19 protein-coding genes are annotated in these 17,119 nt (G+C 60.6%); 6 read left to right on the top strand and 13 right to left on the bottom strand.

What is annotated here, in order from left to right; all coding sequences use genetic code 11:
- Positions 1–32: 32 nt before the first annotated feature.
- Entirely contained in the window at positions 33–404 is a 372-nt protein-coding gene (locus ACVIGB_RS48895; protein WP_456723861.1) for a hypothetical protein, read from the bottom strand.
- Positions 405–1,043: 639 nt separating this feature from the next.
- Between ACVIGB_RS48895 and ACVIGB_RS48890 the strand changes: the two genes are divergently transcribed.
- From ACVIGB_RS48890 to ACVIGB_RS48880, 3 genes are read left to right on the top strand one after another with little or no spacing between them, the layout of a single operon-like run.
- Positions 1,044–1,403 (top strand): hypothetical protein, encoded by a 360-nt coding sequence (locus ACVIGB_RS48890; RefSeq protein ID WP_456723862.1) that lies wholly within the window; start codon positions 1,044–1,046, stop codon positions 1,401–1,403.
- A 12-nt stretch (positions 1,404–1,415) separates the two neighbouring features.
- Positions 1,416–1,622, top strand: coding sequence for a hypothetical protein (locus tag ACVIGB_RS48885; protein ID WP_456723863.1), 207 nt, complete (start codon positions 1,416–1,418; stop codon positions 1,620–1,622).
- Entirely contained in the window at positions 1,619–2,056 is a 438-nt protein-coding gene (locus ACVIGB_RS48880; RefSeq protein WP_456723864.1) for a DUF5658 family protein, read from the top strand. Before ACVIGB_RS48885 ends, ACVIGB_RS48880 begins: the two co-directional genes overlap by 4 nt.
- 186 nt (positions 2,057–2,242) lie before the next feature.
- On the opposite strand, the gene ACVIGB_RS48875 is transcribed toward ACVIGB_RS48880, so the two are convergent.
- Both ACVIGB_RS48875 and ACVIGB_RS48870 read right to left on the bottom strand, forming a co-directional pair.
- Entirely contained in the window at positions 2,243–2,923 is a 681-nt protein-coding gene (locus tag ACVIGB_RS48875; protein ID WP_456723865.1) for a sterol desaturase family protein, read from the bottom strand.
- Positions 2,924–3,155: 232 nt separating this feature from the next.
- Positions 3,156–3,482: a DUF5658 family protein gene (locus ACVIGB_RS48870; protein ID WP_456723866.1), complete on the bottom strand. Its 327-nt coding sequence runs from the start codon at positions 3,480–3,482 to the stop codon at positions 3,156–3,158.
- 567 nt (positions 3,483–4,049) lie between these two features.
- Here ACVIGB_RS48870 and ACVIGB_RS48865 point away from each other — a divergent pair.
- The 3 genes from ACVIGB_RS48865 (at position 4,050) to ACVIGB_RS48855 (ending at position 7,856) form a co-directional block, all read left to right on the top strand.
- Positions 4,050–4,859, top strand: coding sequence for a sterol desaturase family protein (locus ACVIGB_RS48865; RefSeq protein ID WP_456723867.1), 810 nt, complete (start codon positions 4,050–4,052; stop codon positions 4,857–4,859).
- 85 nt (positions 4,860–4,944) lie between these two features.
- On the top strand, positions 4,945–5,208 hold the full coding sequence (locus ACVIGB_RS48860) for a hypothetical protein (protein WP_456723868.1): 264 nt from the start codon (positions 4,945–4,947) through the stop codon (positions 5,206–5,208).
- A gap of 146 nt (positions 5,209–5,354) precedes the next feature.
- Complete coding sequence (locus ACVIGB_RS48855; protein WP_456723869.1) at positions 5,355–7,856, top strand: fused MFS/spermidine synthase; 2,502 nt, start codon at positions 5,355–5,357, stop codon at positions 7,854–7,856.
- Between the two features lie 77 nt (positions 7,857–7,933).
- On the opposite strand, the gene ACVIGB_RS48850 is transcribed toward ACVIGB_RS48855, so the two are convergent.
- The 10 genes from ACVIGB_RS48850 to ACVIGB_RS48805 all read right to left on the bottom strand — a co-directional run bounded on the left by ACVIGB_RS48850 (position 7,934) and on the right by ACVIGB_RS48805 (position 17,109).
- Entirely contained in the window at positions 7,934–8,482 is a 549-nt protein-coding gene (locus ACVIGB_RS48850; RefSeq protein WP_249131165.1) for a tetratricopeptide repeat protein, read from the bottom strand.
- A gap of 114 nt (positions 8,483–8,596) precedes the next feature.
- Complete coding sequence (locus ACVIGB_RS48845; protein WP_212315397.1) at positions 8,597–8,998, bottom strand: hypothetical protein; 402 nt, start codon at positions 8,996–8,998, stop codon at positions 8,597–8,599.
- Between the two features lie 12 nt (positions 8,999–9,010).
- Positions 9,011–10,666 (bottom strand): type II and III secretion system protein family protein, encoded by a 1,656-nt coding sequence (locus ACVIGB_RS48840; protein WP_456723870.1) that lies wholly within the window; start codon positions 10,664–10,666, stop codon positions 9,011–9,013.
- 422 nt (positions 10,667–11,088) lie between these two features.
- The gene (locus ACVIGB_RS48835) at positions 11,089–11,562 is read right to left on the bottom strand and encodes a TadE/TadG family type IV pilus assembly protein (RefSeq protein ID WP_456723871.1); all 474 of its coding nucleotides are present in this window, start codon (positions 11,560–11,562) and stop codon (positions 11,089–11,091) included.
- A complete protein-coding gene (locus ACVIGB_RS48830) occupies positions 11,508–12,818 on the bottom strand; it encodes a pilus assembly protein TadG-related protein (RefSeq protein ID WP_456723872.1) in 1,311 nt (436 codons plus the stop codon). The genes ACVIGB_RS48835 and ACVIGB_RS48830 overlap by 55 nt, the downstream gene beginning before the upstream one ends.
- Positions 12,819–12,827: 9 nt before the next feature.
- Positions 12,828–13,274, bottom strand: a complete 447-nt coding sequence (locus ACVIGB_RS48825) for a hypothetical protein (protein WP_456723873.1) — start codon at positions 13,272–13,274, stop codon at positions 12,828–12,830.
- A gap of 27 nt (positions 13,275–13,301) precedes the next feature.
- Positions 13,302–13,958 carry a methyltransferase family protein gene (locus ACVIGB_RS48820; protein ID WP_456723874.1) on the bottom strand — a complete coding sequence of 219 codons (657 nt, stop codon included), beginning with the start codon at positions 13,956–13,958 and terminating at the stop codon, positions 13,302–13,304.
- Positions 13,959–13,961: 3 nt separating this feature from the next.
- Positions 13,962–14,870, bottom strand: coding sequence for a type II secretion system F family protein (locus tag ACVIGB_RS48815; RefSeq protein WP_456723875.1), 909 nt, complete (start codon positions 14,868–14,870; stop codon positions 13,962–13,964).
- Complete coding sequence (locus tag ACVIGB_RS48810; protein WP_456723876.1) at positions 14,867–15,793, bottom strand: type II secretion system F family protein; 927 nt, start codon at positions 15,791–15,793, stop codon at positions 14,867–14,869. Before ACVIGB_RS48810 ends, ACVIGB_RS48815 begins: the two co-directional genes overlap by 4 nt.
- A complete protein-coding gene (locus tag ACVIGB_RS48805; RefSeq protein WP_456725251.1) occupies positions 15,793–17,109 on the bottom strand; it encodes a CpaF family protein in 1,317 nt (438 codons plus the stop codon). Before ACVIGB_RS48805 ends, ACVIGB_RS48810 begins: the two co-directional genes overlap by 1 nt.
- Positions 17,110–17,119 lie beyond the last annotated feature (10 nt).

Raw genomic sequence — 17,119 nt, 5'->3', positions numbered from 1 at the left:
TTTCTTGGTGTCCTCCACGACGCGTGGTGCGCTTAGAACCTCCGTCCTGAGGATTCCATTTTTCTGCATTCCCCGCTGACTGCAAGGGATTTGCCTTCCGACGACAGGGTTTTGGTAGCTTTGCCTGACTGTCGGGAAATAGTGATCGAAAGCGAAGCTGCGTGATCCGTTCCACCGACAGTAATGCTGGCCGGGCCATCGAAGGAGAAGGAATCCTCGTTCACTCTCCAACCTCTTGCTGTGTCGATGTAGTACTGCAGGGTCGACGCGGCCATGTTCCAATCACCAGTCGAAGCGGGCGGAAAATCGCACTCCAACGATGCGACCAGATCTTGCGCGTGACTTTCCAGCGTCAACGCTCCAAAGGCCAGAAGCGATAGAAATCCGTTGCGTATGACTTGCACGTAAGAACTCCCCGAAGCGGCTTATCACGGTCTCACCAATCATCCTGCATTTTAGTTTCGTGACAGGATTGGTGCCATCCGTAATGTGCGGGCCGTGCAACCCTGTCTCCCCACCCGAAATTCCCGTGTTTCTACGGTGGCCGAGATTCTCAATTGGTGCGGCGCGCTACCACCTTCGCGCCACGAACTGACCTTCCCGCTATATCCCCCTGGCTAGCTAGGAATGGCAATTGCCGTGGGCATTTGCCGATTTACGATGTGCCAGTCGTGCGGATTGGCCGACCCAACCCCACACCCCGACCATGCATATCGCGCGATGAGGCACCGCCGCTCGAGCCCACGGAGCGACGGTCCCGCTAGGCTCCCGGGGCGCGGCACAGATCAGCGCAACGATCAAATGGAGCAACCTAGGGCTCTCGGCCGCAAGGTCAGCGACGAGTACGCCGTTCCGTTGTACCGCGCCCATCACCACGAGCTGCATCGGCAGGGCAACGAAAGGGCCTGGCGGGCGAACCTGAAGTTCGAGCCGTTGCGGCTGGCGCATAACTTGTGGGCGGCAAGTCCGGTCCACGGCCTGCTCACCGCCCCCGTCGTCAGCGCGGCTACTCCCTCACGCCTGGGGTCGGAGGCTTCGCTACGATGAACGGGTCATTCCAAACCGCGCATGAGCTAACCGCAGCAATGCCGCCGGTTGAGTTTGAGGTGTTGGCGCCGCCTCCCCTGCTGCTTCCCGGTGAACGCCTCGACCACTACCACGCGCTACGCCAGGCGATCTTCGCTGACCTGGCACCGCGGTCGGCCATCGAATGCCTGCTCGCGATCGACGTTGCCGAACTCTCCTGGGAGATCCAGTGCCGCCGCCTTCTGCACCACCGGCTGCCAGCCACCTATCGGCAAAAAGCCATTGAGGTCGCTCTACGCCGTATCGACATGGCCGGGATCGCGCCGGCCTGCGGCACTTCTGTGAACTTACACATACACGCCGGAGCCCGGATATAGATATTTCGACCAATGCCGATCACCCGAAAGCCGCTCGAAATCTCTCCGGAAGTCGCGCGCCAGTTCGCTGCGGACATGCGGGCTGATCACGCAGGGCAGGACGACATCCGACGCGACCGGATCGCGGTCGGTACGCGGCATATGCTGTTGCAACACGTGCCGACTGGCACCAAGCTGCGGCTGAGCAAAATCAAAGAACCATTTGAGCTGCTGAAATGAAAGTTTGGATCTATACCGACACGAGGAAAGCCATTGGCGACCCAGAGCACCTGAAGGTCTTCGCGGCCAACGAGGCCGCGCGGGCTTGGTTTGAGCAAAACGACCACGATGGCGTCGCATTCGCTTACGAAATTATTTTAGGGCGACGCTACTTGGCTAGGACATTTTTGGTGCTTTCCGTTCTCCTTCTCGGAGTCGCCGACCTCTACACCACGAACACGATCCTGAATCTCGGTCTCGGCGAGCTGAACCCGTTCATGCACGTCGCTCAGACATGGCTCGGCACCTGGTGGCTTATCCCGAAGCTAGGCTTGACCTATTTCATGATGTGGTTGCTATGGCGCAGCAACAACCCTTACAACATCGCTATCGTAGTGGCATTCTGCTGTACGCCGGTACTAAACAATCTTGTTATCATCGCCAGTTCGCATTGAAGCGCCATCAACAGTGCATTATTGGTGAAGCCATCTCGTTAACAGCAAACGAACCAACGTTACTAAACCAGGCTCTGAATGAAACTCGTCGGGGGCAGCCAACGCTGCTCGCGGTCTCGCGCATTTGTCGTAATGGGAGATGGACCATTCCCCAACTTGGGTCATCGTGCCGTACGATTCCAAATGCTAACGGCCGGACTCAGCTGGAAGCGTTTTCGTTATCTCGCGCGACTCGGCATCGCATCTATCCTTCGATCCCCATGCGATAAAGGGATACGCCAAAAGTGCCAAGTACATTGAGGGCATCGGATTATCGACGCCAAATGTCTTCGGCCTCTGCCCCTTCGGAAGATAGACGCTCCCGAACAACCAATCGTAGAACGAGAACATCCCGGCAAAGTTCTTGTCCCTGGCTTCCGTCTCGCTGCTGTGGTGCCAATGATGAAATTCCGGCGACACCAGGACATAGCGTAGCGGACCGTAGTTCAAGCGCACGTTGGCATGAGCGAGATAGGCTTGCCAGTAGTAGACGAGAAAGTAAGTCCCGATCGCCTCCGTGGTGAAGCCAAGCACAAACAGCGGAAACAGCGAGCCAGCCTTCATGAATATCACGTCAAGCGGATGCTGATGAACCGCAGCGAGCCAGTCCAGTTCTTCGACAGCGTGATGAACGGCATGGATCTGCCACATGGCGGGCACGGCATGCAGGATGCGGTGGGTCCAGTAGACCCCGAGGTCCCCGATCAAGATCACGAGGACCACTTGCACCAGATAAGGAAGACCGGCGATCGTCTGCTTCACTGCCGACGGCACTATCGATTGATTGACCAGAATGGCCATCGTGACGATAACGATCACGCCGACCATGATCAGCCACCCGTTGACAAACTGGAAGGCCATATCGGTTAGCAGGCCACGTCTGAAAAGCTTTGAGGCCTCGCAGCAAATAATCGCTCGATCGGAACGAAAATCAAAAGCGTCAGCAGAAATTTGCTCAGTCCAAATAGCTCATCCATTCAAATGGCCGCCTTGAAAGGGGCGGAAGTGTAGCACTTGCCTCCCAATTCGCCAATTGTGCTGCAATCGGCGAAGTGATGGTTCAGTTTGTGCCGGCGATGAGGAGGAGGTTGTTCAGTACGGGCGTCGAGCAGAAAGCCACGACAAGGGCCACGTTGTAAACGTTCTTGCTGCGCCAAAGCAGCCATGTCACGAGAAGCGTTAGACTGAGCTTGGGAATAAGCCACCATGCGCCGAGCCAGGTCTGAGCCAGCCTCATGAACGGGTTCAGTTCGCCCATGCCGAGATCCAGGATCACATTCGTTGTCACGAGGTCGGCACAACCAAGTAACAAGCAGGACAGCAACAGGAGCGCTTTGACCCGATTCACCTTTAGGCCTTCGATGCTGAAGATGCCTGGCTTGGTCATTTCAATGGATCCTGAAGCAATCGCGGAGTTGAAAGAAATCGGCGACGACGCAATTGGAGGATGCCTAGGCCAAAAAGCTTTATATTTTCCCAAGCTTCGGCTGATGCGTTCAAGGGCTGGGTGGTTTGAATGGCGCCCCTCGAGATCGTCCCCGCCCCAAAGGGCCGGTTTGGCGGACCGATTGCATAGCTGATGCAAGACTAAACAAAACGGGAACAATCAGGCCGACTTCAAGCTTGTCTTCCTGCCGGCTCGTCGCTGTGAACGGCAGTCAAACCGGCATGGTTAATATCGGCGATCCAAGCTTCCTGCCGATTGGGAAGAGGGCTGCCAGCAGCACATTCTCCTCCGTGTCCCAAGAGGATGGAGTCAAAACGCGCAGGAAATCCCGCAAAATCGCGGCTTGCACTCCCTCAAGGTTTAAGGAAATATGAGTTTTTCAGCATCCGGAAGACGGATGCCTTCTATCTTTTGTTCGTTCTTTTATTGGCAATTGGATTTCCGCTGGCAAAGCCAAAGGGGCTGCCTACCGACCCAAGACGACATTGAATCGACGAGTCATTCTCCATGTCGAGTGAGATCGCAAACGTCGTTTTTCTCGCGGCGCTGTTTCTAGGTATCATCTACGGCAGTCGCATCTTGGAGACGAGGTGGCCTATCGCGGACGTCCCCTACTCCGAGTTTCGTGATGACTGGTTCGCGGTGATTGTGAGCGTCGGATTGGCAAGTTTGCTCGCTCCGATCGCGGCAATCATTGCAGGTAAGATAGCCAGCTACACTGGCGTTGGCTGGATTGTGTTACCGACCGAAGGTTACTGGTGGTACGCCTCTCTTGGATTCGTCGTGGTGGCGATGGATCTCTACAAATACACATTCCATCGTCTCCAGCATGCGATCCCGTTCCTTTGGTCGATGCATTCGTTCCATCACAGCGCGAACTCCGTTACGTTCATCACAGGCGCCAGACATTATTGGCTCGAGCGAGTGCTGGCTGACGCCTTTCTTCCAATCCTGGCGATCTTGCTTCGGGTCCCGCCAGACATGGCAATCGCGGCGGCGTTCATCTTCTTTATTCCCGACGCTTGTGCTCATCTGAACGTGCGCATCCCGCTCGGCCGGTTTGTGACCTGGATCAACAACCCGCAATGGCATCGGATCCATCACTCGGCTCAGATCGAGCATCGGGACAAGAACTTTGCCGCCTTCTTTCCGCTCTGGGACATTCTGTTTGGCACGGCGTATGTGCCGAAGCCTGACGAGTATCCCGCAACGGGCCTTGTGCCTGCCGAACGAGTGGACGTCATCAATAGCGTGATCTGGCCAATCCGACATCTGCGGCATCGAGCATCCAAGAATGAATCGGCCACGACGGGATGATAGGCGCCCGATCCTCGGTGGCAGTTCACACTGGTTGCTGAGGTGCGTTGATTGACGGACAAGTTTTTGGGATAGATATCCTCGAATGACCGACAACGCTCATCAGGTGGACTTCCAGGCCGCGGCCTCGCTTTACCACTGGCCTTCTCTCAACAATTCCAGACGAGAGGACCGGACGCATATGGTCGTCAACGGAACGCTCGACCAATGCATTCGCGACTTCATGGCCCAACCCGAGAAGACCCGGCATCTCTACGAGATCCGGACCAGGTCGCAGCTTCCCCTGGTCCCCGATGTGCTGTCGCCGGAGCATGTGCTCGAGCTCTCCAGGCTTCGCGAATTTCTCTGAGGCGGGCTTCGGCCCGCGCGACCCTGACGCGCCTGTCCGCAAGCGAAACAGCCGCCGCATCGACGCAGTGCTGATGCCGAACTAGCTTCCCGCCACAGGACTTTGGCCGGCCCGGCACGCCAGGGGCCAGAGCGTTTTCGAGCGAAGTGGCCGCCGGTTCGCGTGAAGAAAACGCGTCAAAACAAGAATCTAGAGCTTCGGTTCTGATTCAATCAGAACCGAAGCTCTGGCGTTTCCTGAATCCACGCGATGATGCTATCTTGAATGTGTTTTCCTCCGGGGATGAATTAACCATCCCGGCGATTTCGTTGCCTTTTCAATTTCGATACCAACGATTTTTACTCGTTAATTTGGCACCGCGTGCCGCATCACAATTCAGAAGCACCATGCATTTTGATGGCCAGGTAAACCTTCGAACGATATCCGCACCTGCACTGCGTTTTGCGCCCGTGATATATCCTGCGGCGCTTTTCCTCTCTGCGCTGTTGCTGTTTGCGATCGAACCGATGTTTGCAAAGATGGTGCTGCCTCGGCTTGGCGGTGCCGCAGCCATCTGGTCAGTTGCAATGGTCTTCTTCCAGTCGGCGCTGCTGCTAGGCTACGCCTATGCTCACGTGCTCAGCCGCACATTGTCGCCGGGGCCATCGGCTCTCGTTCATCTGGGGCTCCTGGTAATTGCCGCCGCGACATTGCCGGTCGGCATCGCTCACGGCTTCGAAACGGCGCCACAGCAGGGGCTCGAACTCTGGCTGATGGCATTGTTTGCCGCCTCGATTGGCTTGCCGTTCGTCGCGCTCGCCGCGACCGCTCCCCTGCTGCAGAACTGGTTCGCGGCGAGTGGTCATTCGCAGGCTGCCAATCCCTACCTCTTGTATGCGGCGTCCAATTTGGGCTCGTTCGTTGCGCTCATGACCTATCCCTTTGTTGTCGAGCCGCTGCTGACGTTGCGGACACAGATCGAGATGTGGTCGCTCGGCTACTTTCTTTTGACGTTGCTGATCATGGCCGCGGCGGTCATCGTCGCCGGCGCGGACAAGCGTTCGATCAACCCGGCAAACCCCGGAACCGCCACCGCGCCCACGGCCACCGAACGAGCGATGTGGACCGTGCTGGCCGCGATCCCGGCCGGCCTTGTGATCGCAGTCACGGCCACGATCTCGGTCGATCTGGCGGCGGCGCCGTTTCTCTGGGTCGTGCCGCTGTCACTTTACCTTTTGACCTTCGTGGCGATCTTCCGCGAGCGTGCCTGGGTGGCGCATACGAGCGTGCTGAAGCTGGTGCCGTTTGCTGCTGTGGCGCTCGTCGCAACCGCGTCTATCGTGGTGCGGCCGTATTTTGGTGCCTTGCTGGTGATGCATCTTGCGAGCTTCGTGGTGATCGCACTCGCTTGTCATGGCGAACTCTATCGCCGCCGGCCCGAGCCGGCGCGGCTGACGGAATTCTACCTATGGACCTCATTCGGCGGCATGATCGGCGGAATCTTCGCCGGGTTGATCGCGCCGCACCTATTCGACGGTGTCGCCGAGTATCCCATCCTGGTGCTGGCCGCCTTGCTGGCAATGCCCGGCGCGTTTGACGGCGGGCCGCGCCGGATGTTGCGGCAGGGTGGCCCCGGTCTGGCATTGGCCGCCTTGACCCTCGGCATCGTGTGGCTGCACGTTCGCATTCCGGGCAGCGCCGCGCGGCCGATCGACATCGTGCTCATTGTGCTGGCCGGCGCGATGGTGCTGGTGCGTCGGCAATCAGCCAGGTTTTTCGGCCTTGCGGTGCTCGCCTTCGCGATTGCCAAGCTCGATCCCCTGTTCGCACCCATCGAGCAGGTCCGCAGCTTCTTCGGCGTGCATCGCGTGGTCGAGGAGCGCTCCGGGCAATTTCGCATCCTGCTGCATGGAACCACCGCGCATGGCGCCGAGCGCGTGCGCAATGCGGATGGGACGCCGGTCAACGGCCGCCCCGAACCGACCACATACTATTACTTCGGCGGACCGATCGGCGACGCGATTGCTGGGGCTCGCCGTGCGCAAGGACGGCTGGCGCGCGTAGCGGCAGTTGGGCTCGGCACCGGCAGCCTCGCTTGCCATCGGCAGGACGGCGAGGGGTGGACTTTCTTCGAGCTCGATCCGCAGGTGGCCCGGATCGCACGCGACCCGACTCTGTTCCGCTTCCTGTCGGAATGCGGACCGGATATCCGCATTGTGCTCGGAGATGCGCGGCTGACCCTTACGGCATCTGCGGAGCGCTACGATCTGATCGTGCTCGACGCGTTCTCTTCCGACGCGATTCCTGTGCACTTGATAACGCGCGAGGCGTTTGCGGGATATCTATCGCACCTCTCCGCTCACGGTGTCATCGTTTTTCACATCTCGAACCGGCACATGGCGCTGCGCGGACCTGCAGCTGCGGTCGGCAACGCCGAAGGTCTCGCTGTTTTTGCCAAAGCGCAGTTTCCGCCTGATATGACCGACGACGACATGCGCAATCCAGCGGACGTGGTGGTGTTTGCGCGCGATGTAAGGGATCTCGGCGATCTGCCCGAGCAGGGGTGGACGCGCGTCGAACCCGGCGCGCGGGCGGCATGGACCGATGACTACGCCAACATTCTCGGCGCCGTGCTCGACGCGAAACTCGGGCGCTGGACCGGGCAGTGATCGACCACCTCGCCCGCCAACGGCGGTTCGCGAGGTCAGCACCCTGCAAGTCAACACAAGTCGCGCTGTTATCAAGCCTACGGCTGATTGTTCGGCGGCCTCTCGATGAACTTGCGGCTGCCGTTGAGCAGTTCGAGGTTGTTGGCGATCACCGGATTGCCCGGATCGAGCGAATACGCCTTCTCGAACTTTTTCCGCGCCGCGCTCAGATTGCCGCGCAGCATGTAGGAATAGCCCTGGTCATTCAGGATCTGAACAGTCTCGCCGCCAAGCCGGATCGCTGACGCATAGGCTTGATCGGCGAGATCGAAGCGGCGGATCCGGTCATAGCTCGCCGCGAGCCCGACCCAGGCCGTCACGTCCTTCGGCGACTTCTCGACGGCGTCCTTGAAATAGCGCTGGGCTATGCCGTAGTTGCCGCGGTTGTATTGCTCCAGCCCCATCCGCACCGGCTCATCGGAGGGATAGTATTTGACATCGGTCGGCTCCTGCACGGGGTCCCCGCCCGGCGGATCCACGGGTGCAACGATCGCGGCCTCTCGCGTCGTGTAGTCGCAGGCCGCGAGGCCCGCAGCCAGCCAGCAGCAGGCGAGCGCCGGAATGAGACGCCGTAATGCTCGTCCCATGTTCCAGCTCCAGCGACTTCCCTGCGTCATTCGAAAACCCATCGTGAAACTACCTAACAAAAAACAGACGGCGCGATCCGACACTGTCAGCGCAACAACCCAATCCTTAGCTCGTTACCTGCCGCCTCCTCCTACCCCGACGGCCACCGATCCTCCGGTCCCAGCCCCCAATCCGGTTGTATTGACGTTCTGAATGGTGGTCACGGGCGGCGCCTGGCCCATTGCTCTGGTCGGATCGCCCATGTCGGGTAGCTGATCGACCGGCCGCGATGTGGTGCCATAGCGTTTCACAGCCTCGCCGGTGCGCCGCGCGTCATACGCGATCCTGCGATCGCCGACATAGGCCGGCCATGGATGGATCGTGTGAGTGGCGGCGTTGACCTCTTTGGCGTTGCCGGCGCTCATCGTGATGGTGTCGGAGCGCTGGACGTAGCGGTCCATCTCGTCATGACCGTAAACGCCGTAGCAGCCGCCGAGCAGGAAGGGTGCGAGCAGAGCCAGATATCGGAGTGTCATCTCTCGCCTCCTCTAGTTCAGGGTTTTCACGACGGGCTGGTTCGCAGCCGCGGCGGGTGGCGGCGCGCGCACGACCGCATCAGGCGCGATGATGTGGCCGTAGGGTCCCTTCACCTCGCCGCCGGAATTGATGTAGTCGTCGTAACGCTTGCGAACTTCCATCTGGCCATTGAGGAAGAAATCGACGTCGTTGGCCGGCAGCCGCGAGTCGAGCGGCGACGCCAGTTGCTGGCCAGGCGCCGCCGGCGCGACGAGGCGCGGCGTCACGATGATGACCAGGTCGGTTTCCTCCTGCTGGTACGACTTGCTGCTGAACAGGCTCCCAATCACGGGCACCGAGCCGATCCAGGGCAGTTGCGACACGTCCTGCCGGTTACGGGTCTGCAGCAAGCCGGCGATGGCAAAGCTCTGTCCGTCGCGCAGCTCGACCGTGGTGCGCGCGTCGCGCCGGGTCAGCGACGGAACGGTGGTGCCTTGGATCGTCACCGCATTGGCGAAATCGAGCTCGCTGACCGAGGGCTCGACCCGGAGGTTGATCACGCCGCGCGAGAGCACGGTGGGCACGAAGGCCAGCTCGACGCCGAACTTCTTATAGTCGATCGACACGGTCGGAAAACCGGCCGCCGACTGCGTCGGGATCGGCACCGGAAATTCGCCGCCGGCCAGGAAGCGCGCGGCGTCGCCGGAAAGGGTGGTCAGGTTCGGCTCCGCCAGCCGGCGTGCCAGTCCCTTGGTTTCCAGTGCCGTAATCAGGAGGTCGACCGAACTGCCGTTGCTGGTCCGCAAGATGCTCGTCAGCAGGCTTCCGAACGGGGGCGGAGCTACGCCGCCGGCGGAACCTATGAGCGTGCCTGCCGTAGCAAGCACGGGAAGGCTGCCCGTGGGCGGAGAACCAACAGCACTTCCACCGGTGCCCAAGGGGCCATTGCTGGTATTGATACCACCAACGGGAGTCCGGCCCGCGGCCACGACTCCGCCCCGCCCCGAAATGCCAACATTGGTCCCATTGGCGTTGGCCGCCATAAGGTTCACGCCGAGATCACGTCCCGCCTCCCGGGAGACCTCGAGGAAGCGTACCTCGAGCATCACCTGCTGCGGCGCAGCGACGCTCATCGCATTGACGACGATGCCACCCTCGGGCACGCTGCCTTTGGCGATCGCCAGCGCCTTCTCCGCGGCGACCGCATCGGCAGCCATTCCGCTCAGGACCACCTGGCCTTCGGACGCGGAGACGCGAATGCCGCGCGTACCTGTGCCGGACGAGATATTCTGCTGCAGATTGCCGATATCGAGAGTCACCTCGACATCGAGAATGCCGATCTGCTTCATCGAGCCGTCGAACAGGATGACGTTGGTGGTTCCGGTCTTCTTGCCCTGGACGTAGATCAAGTGGTCGCTCAGCGACTTCACGTCGACGATGTCGGGCGAGCCGGCCACGATGGTCGAAAAGGCCGAGTCCACCCTGAAGGTGCGTGACTTGTTGAGGGTCACCTTGACCCGCTGGACCTCCGTCATCTCGCTGACGAAGGCACCGCCGGTCGGAGCCCGCCGCTCTGCTGCCGACGCATGACCGGCCGAATTGAACACGGCAAGCGCGCCACCGAGAGCGGCTACGCCCAAGGTGAGGAAGTTACGTCCCGCGCTACCCCATACGCGACCGCCACTCATTCGAATCCCCTTCGCCACTGCTGTCGCAGCTATCCGTAGATTTACGGCTCCCCGGCGTCCTCACTAGTCTCCTTCGTGCACCACGCCGTAGAGCTTACAATTTCTCGGATTACAAATAGTTACTTGCGAATTTCCATTTCCTGGCAGGCTCGAGCTGGTCGCCAGCCAGCTGGATTCGGGAACGTCCCGGCGCCAGGCCGCAGATGGCGGCATCTGGATCATCCCCCGCTGCGCAGCTTGATTGCAAGGAAAGAGCTTCGCCGGGCTCCAGCAACACTTGAGAAAACTTCCTGATGTTGCCACCGGGCACCACTTCCGCAGCTTGCCCAGGCTATTCGCCGGCCGGCCCAACGGGCACAGGCGCTCCTGGCGGCTGCCGCTCCAGCAAACCGCCCCCATCGGCCCCGACGAATCGGGCCACCTCAGAATGGAATCTTGGTCGTCACGCTCGGCGCGTTGAGCGTGGTGCCCCAGACCGGCATCAGCATCTTGAAGCTGGGCGAAGATGCCGTCACGACGAGCGGACTGCTTGCCGTCGCCGGGACGTTCAGCGTCGGCGTGAGACCGCCATTAAACAGGAAGGGCGCCACCGCCTGTTTTGCCGCATTCGTCGGCAACGGATCGCCGGTGCAGCCGGTCGGAGCATTCTTTTGGATGACGGCGTTGGTATAGCAATTGATCATGATCGCCCGGGCGCCGGCGTTCGCGAGCGTACGCAACGATTGCAGGGTGATCGCGTAACGTCCGAGATCGAAGATCGCGAAGATCAATGTGAAAAGCGGTATGGCGATGAGGCAAAACTCCAACGCCGCCACACCGCGCTGATCGAGCCTCCTCCTCATCACTGCACCAACTGGACATATTGGGGAGTCGAGGGCACCGTGCCCGCCGAACACCCGGTGCTGTTGAAATTGGCGCTGCCGTTGAAGGCGATCGAGGCAGCGATCAACTCGCCACAGCCTTTTCCGCCACCCAGATCGATCGTCGGATTGCCCTGGAACGTCACGGACGCATTCGGCACGTACATCGTTCCGCTCAGATTGATGTTGCTGTTACCTCCAAATTGCACGGCAACGTTGCTCTGGTCATAGATCGCCATATAGGAGAACAGGCTAGCGTAGGGCTGCAATACAGTCGGCAGCTGCGTGGTGCTCACTGAGGCATTGCCCGTGATAGTGATCGTGCCGGTCCCCCTCATGCTGAAACTTGCGCCAGGCAGCAGGATGAACAGTGCCGTGCCCGAGATGGCCGTCGTGCCCCTCAGCTCCAGCTGTCCGGAGATGAAGTAGACACCTCCCGTCAGATTGATCGCGGTATTTCCCGTCAAGCTCACGTTGTTGTTCTTGCACGGGGTCGCCGCAGTATAGGCTGTCAGACTGCTGCCACTTGAGCAATTAGTAAGCGTCGGCAACGTTACGCCGTCCAAGGCAGAGAATGGATTAGTCACCGGCGGCATGTAGGTGTAAGCGGTGTTGCAGAATGACGCGGTCCCTGTGCAGCCACCGACCGCCGATAGCGAGCCGAGATTGATGGTCATCCCGCCGCCGGTGAAGTTGAGTGCGTTGCTGGCGGCGTCGTTCGACGCCATGCCGCAATTGGGCGCATCGATGGTCGGAGCACCTTGGAAGCCGATGGTGCCGGTCAGCGCCAGCGCGCATGGCGGCTTGGTAGCACCCTGCACCTTGGCAACGGCGATCGCGCCGATGGTTACGGTGGAAAGCCCGACCATTTTCGCCAGATACGTTGGCTGCGTCTGGCTGACAGTGGCCTGAACGTAGGTTCCGGCCGTTCCGCCCCACGACGCAAGTGAAGCGATCTGGACATTCTGCGAGATACCGCTCGGAAGGCTCGTCACACATTTGGAGCCTGTATAGGAGGTATCGCCCGAATTGCAGAATGTATTCTGCGCAGCAGATTGCTTACCGCGAGTGACGGCCGTACCCGTCGCGGTGCAGGACGATCCGGCAGCGAGGCAGGCCACTTGCAGGGCGCCCGAATAGGCGGCCGCATCGGCAGCATTCTGCGCACGCTGCTGGGTGACATACCAGCCCCCGGCTTCGCCTCCGAGCGCGAGCACGCCGATCATGGGGATCATCGCGACCGCGGTTGCGAATGCAGCCGATCCTCGGCGGCAACGGAGCACATTACGCATGGCACACTCCTATTGAAACCGTTCGGTATAAGGCAAGGTGTAGGAACAGGTATTGGTATTGCCGCTCGTGCACAACGCCGACCTCAGCACCATCGGCGTCAGCGTGATGGTCGTGCTGTAAGAATAGAACTTCGGCGACTGAGTATTGGCGCTCGAGCACACGGCGTTGCTGTCGCCGCAGATCAGGGTGATGCTTGTGATCGGGTAACGGGAATCCGCCTTGGCGAGCGCGGTCGACGCCCAGCTCGAGGAATTCGTCACATCGGGCGGCGGCGAGTACTGGATGGATTGCCCGAACGCGCGCAGCGCGTCCCACGCCGATGCATATTTGTAGCCCGCGATCGCGAGATCGGAGAGCGGCAGAAGCACAAGCATGAGCAGGAACAGGTAGACGATCGGCATCTCGAACGCGACGGTGCCGCGTTGATCGGCGATCAGAGAACGCTTGGCGCTCACACGATTTTTCCTGCTGTGCATGGCCACTCACCAAACGTAGGGAATCAATCTCCAGCGCGATGCTTCGTAGCTGGAGTATTCAGGAAGATTGCGCCGAAGCACGTCCTCCTCGTACAGGATCCGGCAGACCTGAATGCCGATGTGCAGGATCAGCAGAGCCACGGTCATCAGGCTCAGATGCTGCAACACGACACCCAGGAACACGATTTCTTCCGACAGATAGAGCGGGTGCTTGATCCAGCGGTACGGACCGGTCTGCACCACCGAACGTGCCTGTGGGACCACACTGAAAGACCGCCCGAGATGCCGGATGGTGACGAGTATCATGATCATGCCGGTCAGCACGCAAACCGTCGACGCCAGGTTTGGCAGTGCCCCCTCGGTCTTCGCAAAGAACGTGATCGTCCACGGCCAATAGGTGCCGACGAATGCCGCTATCCTCGGCAGCAGGCCTTCCGCCTGCGCCTTCGCCGGCGCCCGGGTCAGCACCAGCAGCGCCAGCAGCAGGTAAAACACCGCGAGACAAAGGCTCGACACCAGCGACGGCCAGGGATCGCCGGCCGACGTGCCGAGCTTGACAGTTACGGTCAGTCCCAGGAGAAGGAACCACGCGCTGCCCAGCAACCGGGTTACCCGATCGTAAGCCAGGTTTGTCGACGACAGAGTCATTGTGCTTGCACTCATGGCTTACTTACCGATGCTGCTGAATGTACGCATAAGGTGAAGGAACGGGCTTGCGCCCAGGATGATGAACATTGCCGGGAGCAGAAACAGCACCATCGGAACGGTGAGCTTGGCGCCCAGTTTGTGCGCCCTCTCTTCCAGCTTGGTGATGCGCTCCCGGCGCAAGTCGGTCGCGATGCTGCGCAAGGCCTGACTCAACGGCGTGCCGTATTGCAGGCTTTGGCTGACCATGGTGCCGAAGCGACGCAGACCTTCCGACGTCATTGCAAGCTTCTCGAATGCTTCGGCGCGGTTCGGCAGGACCCGGAGATCATCAAGCAGACCGCGCAACACCTGGGTAATGGCGGGATTGGTCTCCTTCATCTCCTCCGCCACGCGTTCCAGCGCGCTCTCCAGCCCCATACCCGCTTCGCTGCAGACAACGAGCAGGTCGATTGTATCGGGCGTGCCCAGCCGAATCGCCGAATCGAAGCGCCGCTTCATGACGAGCAGAATCAGACGTGGGCCCATGATTCCGAGTGCCAGCCCAAGGAACGTGAAGATCATCACGTCGGTGAACGGGTTTCCGAGAATCTGCGCGACAGAGAAAGCTGCGATCGGAAACAAGAACGTGCTGACCGTCTTGAAGCCGATCCAGATCGGCAGCACTCGATGATGGTTGAAACCCGACGATTGCAGGATGACCCGCAACTCGCCAAGGTTTTCCTGACCGTAGAACCGCCGGTAACGCGTGCCGAGCGCCGAAAGCCAGCTGATCAAATCCCTCGACGAGTTCGATCGGTCGGGGATGCCCAGCACGGCGTTGGAAACACGCGTGTCCAGGGCGCGGAGGTGTATCTCGCGGATGATCAGCAGGAAGGTCCCCGCCATGGCTGCGACGGCGAGAGCCGCTAAACCGAGACCAGTCGTCATAACGACGTTTCCCTTCTGACCATCCAGCGGATCACGAAGTGCCCCATCAGGACCGAACACGCCGCGTAGGCGAGCAGCATGTTTCCTTCCGGATCGAACAGCAGCAGATCGACCGATTGCGGGTTGATCCAGTAAAGCAGCCCGCCGACGATCAGCGGCGCGAATGTGAGCGCGCGCGACGAGAAGATGACCTCTCCCGCCAACGCCTTCGCACGCGCCGCCAGCGCGACCCGCTGCCCCACCGTCTCGCCGAGCGTCTGCAGCGTTTCCGCCAGACTGCCGCCGGTCTTCAACTGCACCGCCAGGGTCACCGCAAACATCGCGTACTCCGGCACCCCGGTTCGCTGATAGATCTCCTCCACGGCGTCCTCGGGCGACCTGCCGAGATTCAATTCGCTGCAGACGATCGCAAACTGCCCGGATGTCGGTTGCGTCATCTCGCGGGTGATGGTGCGAAACGCTTCGTTGACAGGCAACCCCGATCGGACGGTGCTCGTCACCAGCTGGACCGCGTCGGGAAGCTGCTGGAACAGTTGATTTGCGAAAATCCGTCGCTGCCATCCGAACAGGCCGCGCACGACCAGAACGGCGATGACCGCAGCCGCAATCGCCGCATAGTGGCCGGGGAACCTCAGGAACTGATTGACGTAAAAGACTCCCGCCGCTGACATGATTCCTGCAAGCAGCACGTAGATCGGGCGCAGAAAGTACACAATCTCGGGGCGGTAATTGGCAAAGCGATAGATCATGTTCCAGCGGGACGTCTTGGCCGCGCGACGGATCGACACCAGGACTGCCGCTTGAGACGCCGGCAGAGCAATCTCGAGCTGGCGGTCCATCCGCCTCTCGCGCTTGTCGAGCCGCAGGGTATTCGCCGACGCAGCCAGCAGAAGCACCAAAACGATGATCAACGTCGTCGACATCAGATCTGCCTCATCGCCTCGGCCCAGGCTCGATCAAGCCCATAATAGACGAGGCGGCTTTTGAATTTCGGCACCGCGTTGGTGGACCTGTAGGTGCCCGATATCCGCCCGTGAACGTCCTCGTCCTTGTATTCGAACAGCGCAATGTCATTGGTGGTGATCACTTCACCCTCCAGGCCGATCACCTCGCTGACCTGGACGATGCGCCGTTGTCCGTCTCGCATGCGCTCGACCTGCACGATGAGGTCCAGCGCGGCGACGATCTGCGACCGGATTGCGCGCGACGGCAGATTGACCTGCCCCATCTGGACCATGTTTTCCACGCGGGTCAGGGCATCGCGGGCGCTGTTGGCATGCACGGTGGAGATTGATCCGTCATGACCGGTGTTCATCGCCTGCAGCATGTCGAATGCCTCGGCGCCGCGCACCTCGCCCACCACGATGCGGTCCGGCCGCATGCGCAGTGCGTTCCACAGCAGGTCGCGCTGCGTCACCTGCCCTGTGCCTTCAAGGCTCGGCGGCCGCGTCTCCAGGCTGATCACGTGCGGCTGCTGAAGCTGCAGCTCCGCGGCGTCCTCGATCGTGACGATGCGCTCGCTGTGGTCGATGAACTGACTCAAGGCGTTCAGCAGCGTCGTCTTGCCCGAACCGGTGCCGCCGGAGACCAGCACGTTGAGCCGGCAGCGGGACGCGATCTCCAGGAGCTGCCCGAGGGCGGCGGGCATCGTTCCGTTTTCGATCATCCCGGCGATATTGAAACGCCGGCTCGGGAACTTTCGGATCGAGATACAGGGGCTATGGATTGCCAGCGGCGGCAGGATGATGTTGACGCGACTGCCGTCGTGGAGGCGGCAGTCCACCATGGGGCTTGACTCGTCGACGCGACGGCCGACCTGCGAGGCGATTTTCTGTGCGACGGCGGCGATGTGATCATTGTCGCGAAACCGGACCGCGACCCGCTCGAGCTTGCCGCTGCGCTCGACATAGACGTTGTTCGGCCCGTTGATCATGATGTCGTTGATCGACTCATCCAGCAGAAGCGGACGAAGCGGCCCATAGCCCGTCATGTCGTCGGCGATTTCCTCCGCAAGGAAGAGCTGCTCGCGGCCCGACAGTTCCATCCGCTCCTGGTTGGCGATGCCGTGGATGATTTCCTCGATCTGCCGCCGCAGCACGTCGCGGGGCACGGTCGTGGCCACCGCCGGCTCGATCTGCTCGATCACCCGTTCACGCAGCGACGCCGACATCACCGGATGGTGCAAAGGCTCTTCATGCTTCGGCGGCGATGCGAACAGGCTGGACACCGATGGCGCCATGTCCGGTTCC

The sequence above is a fragment of the Bradyrhizobium sp. USDA 4341 genome, assembly GCF_054063755.1.
Note: the sequence above shows the minus strand (reverse complement) of the source record. Positions and strands in the feature narration are given on the sequence as shown.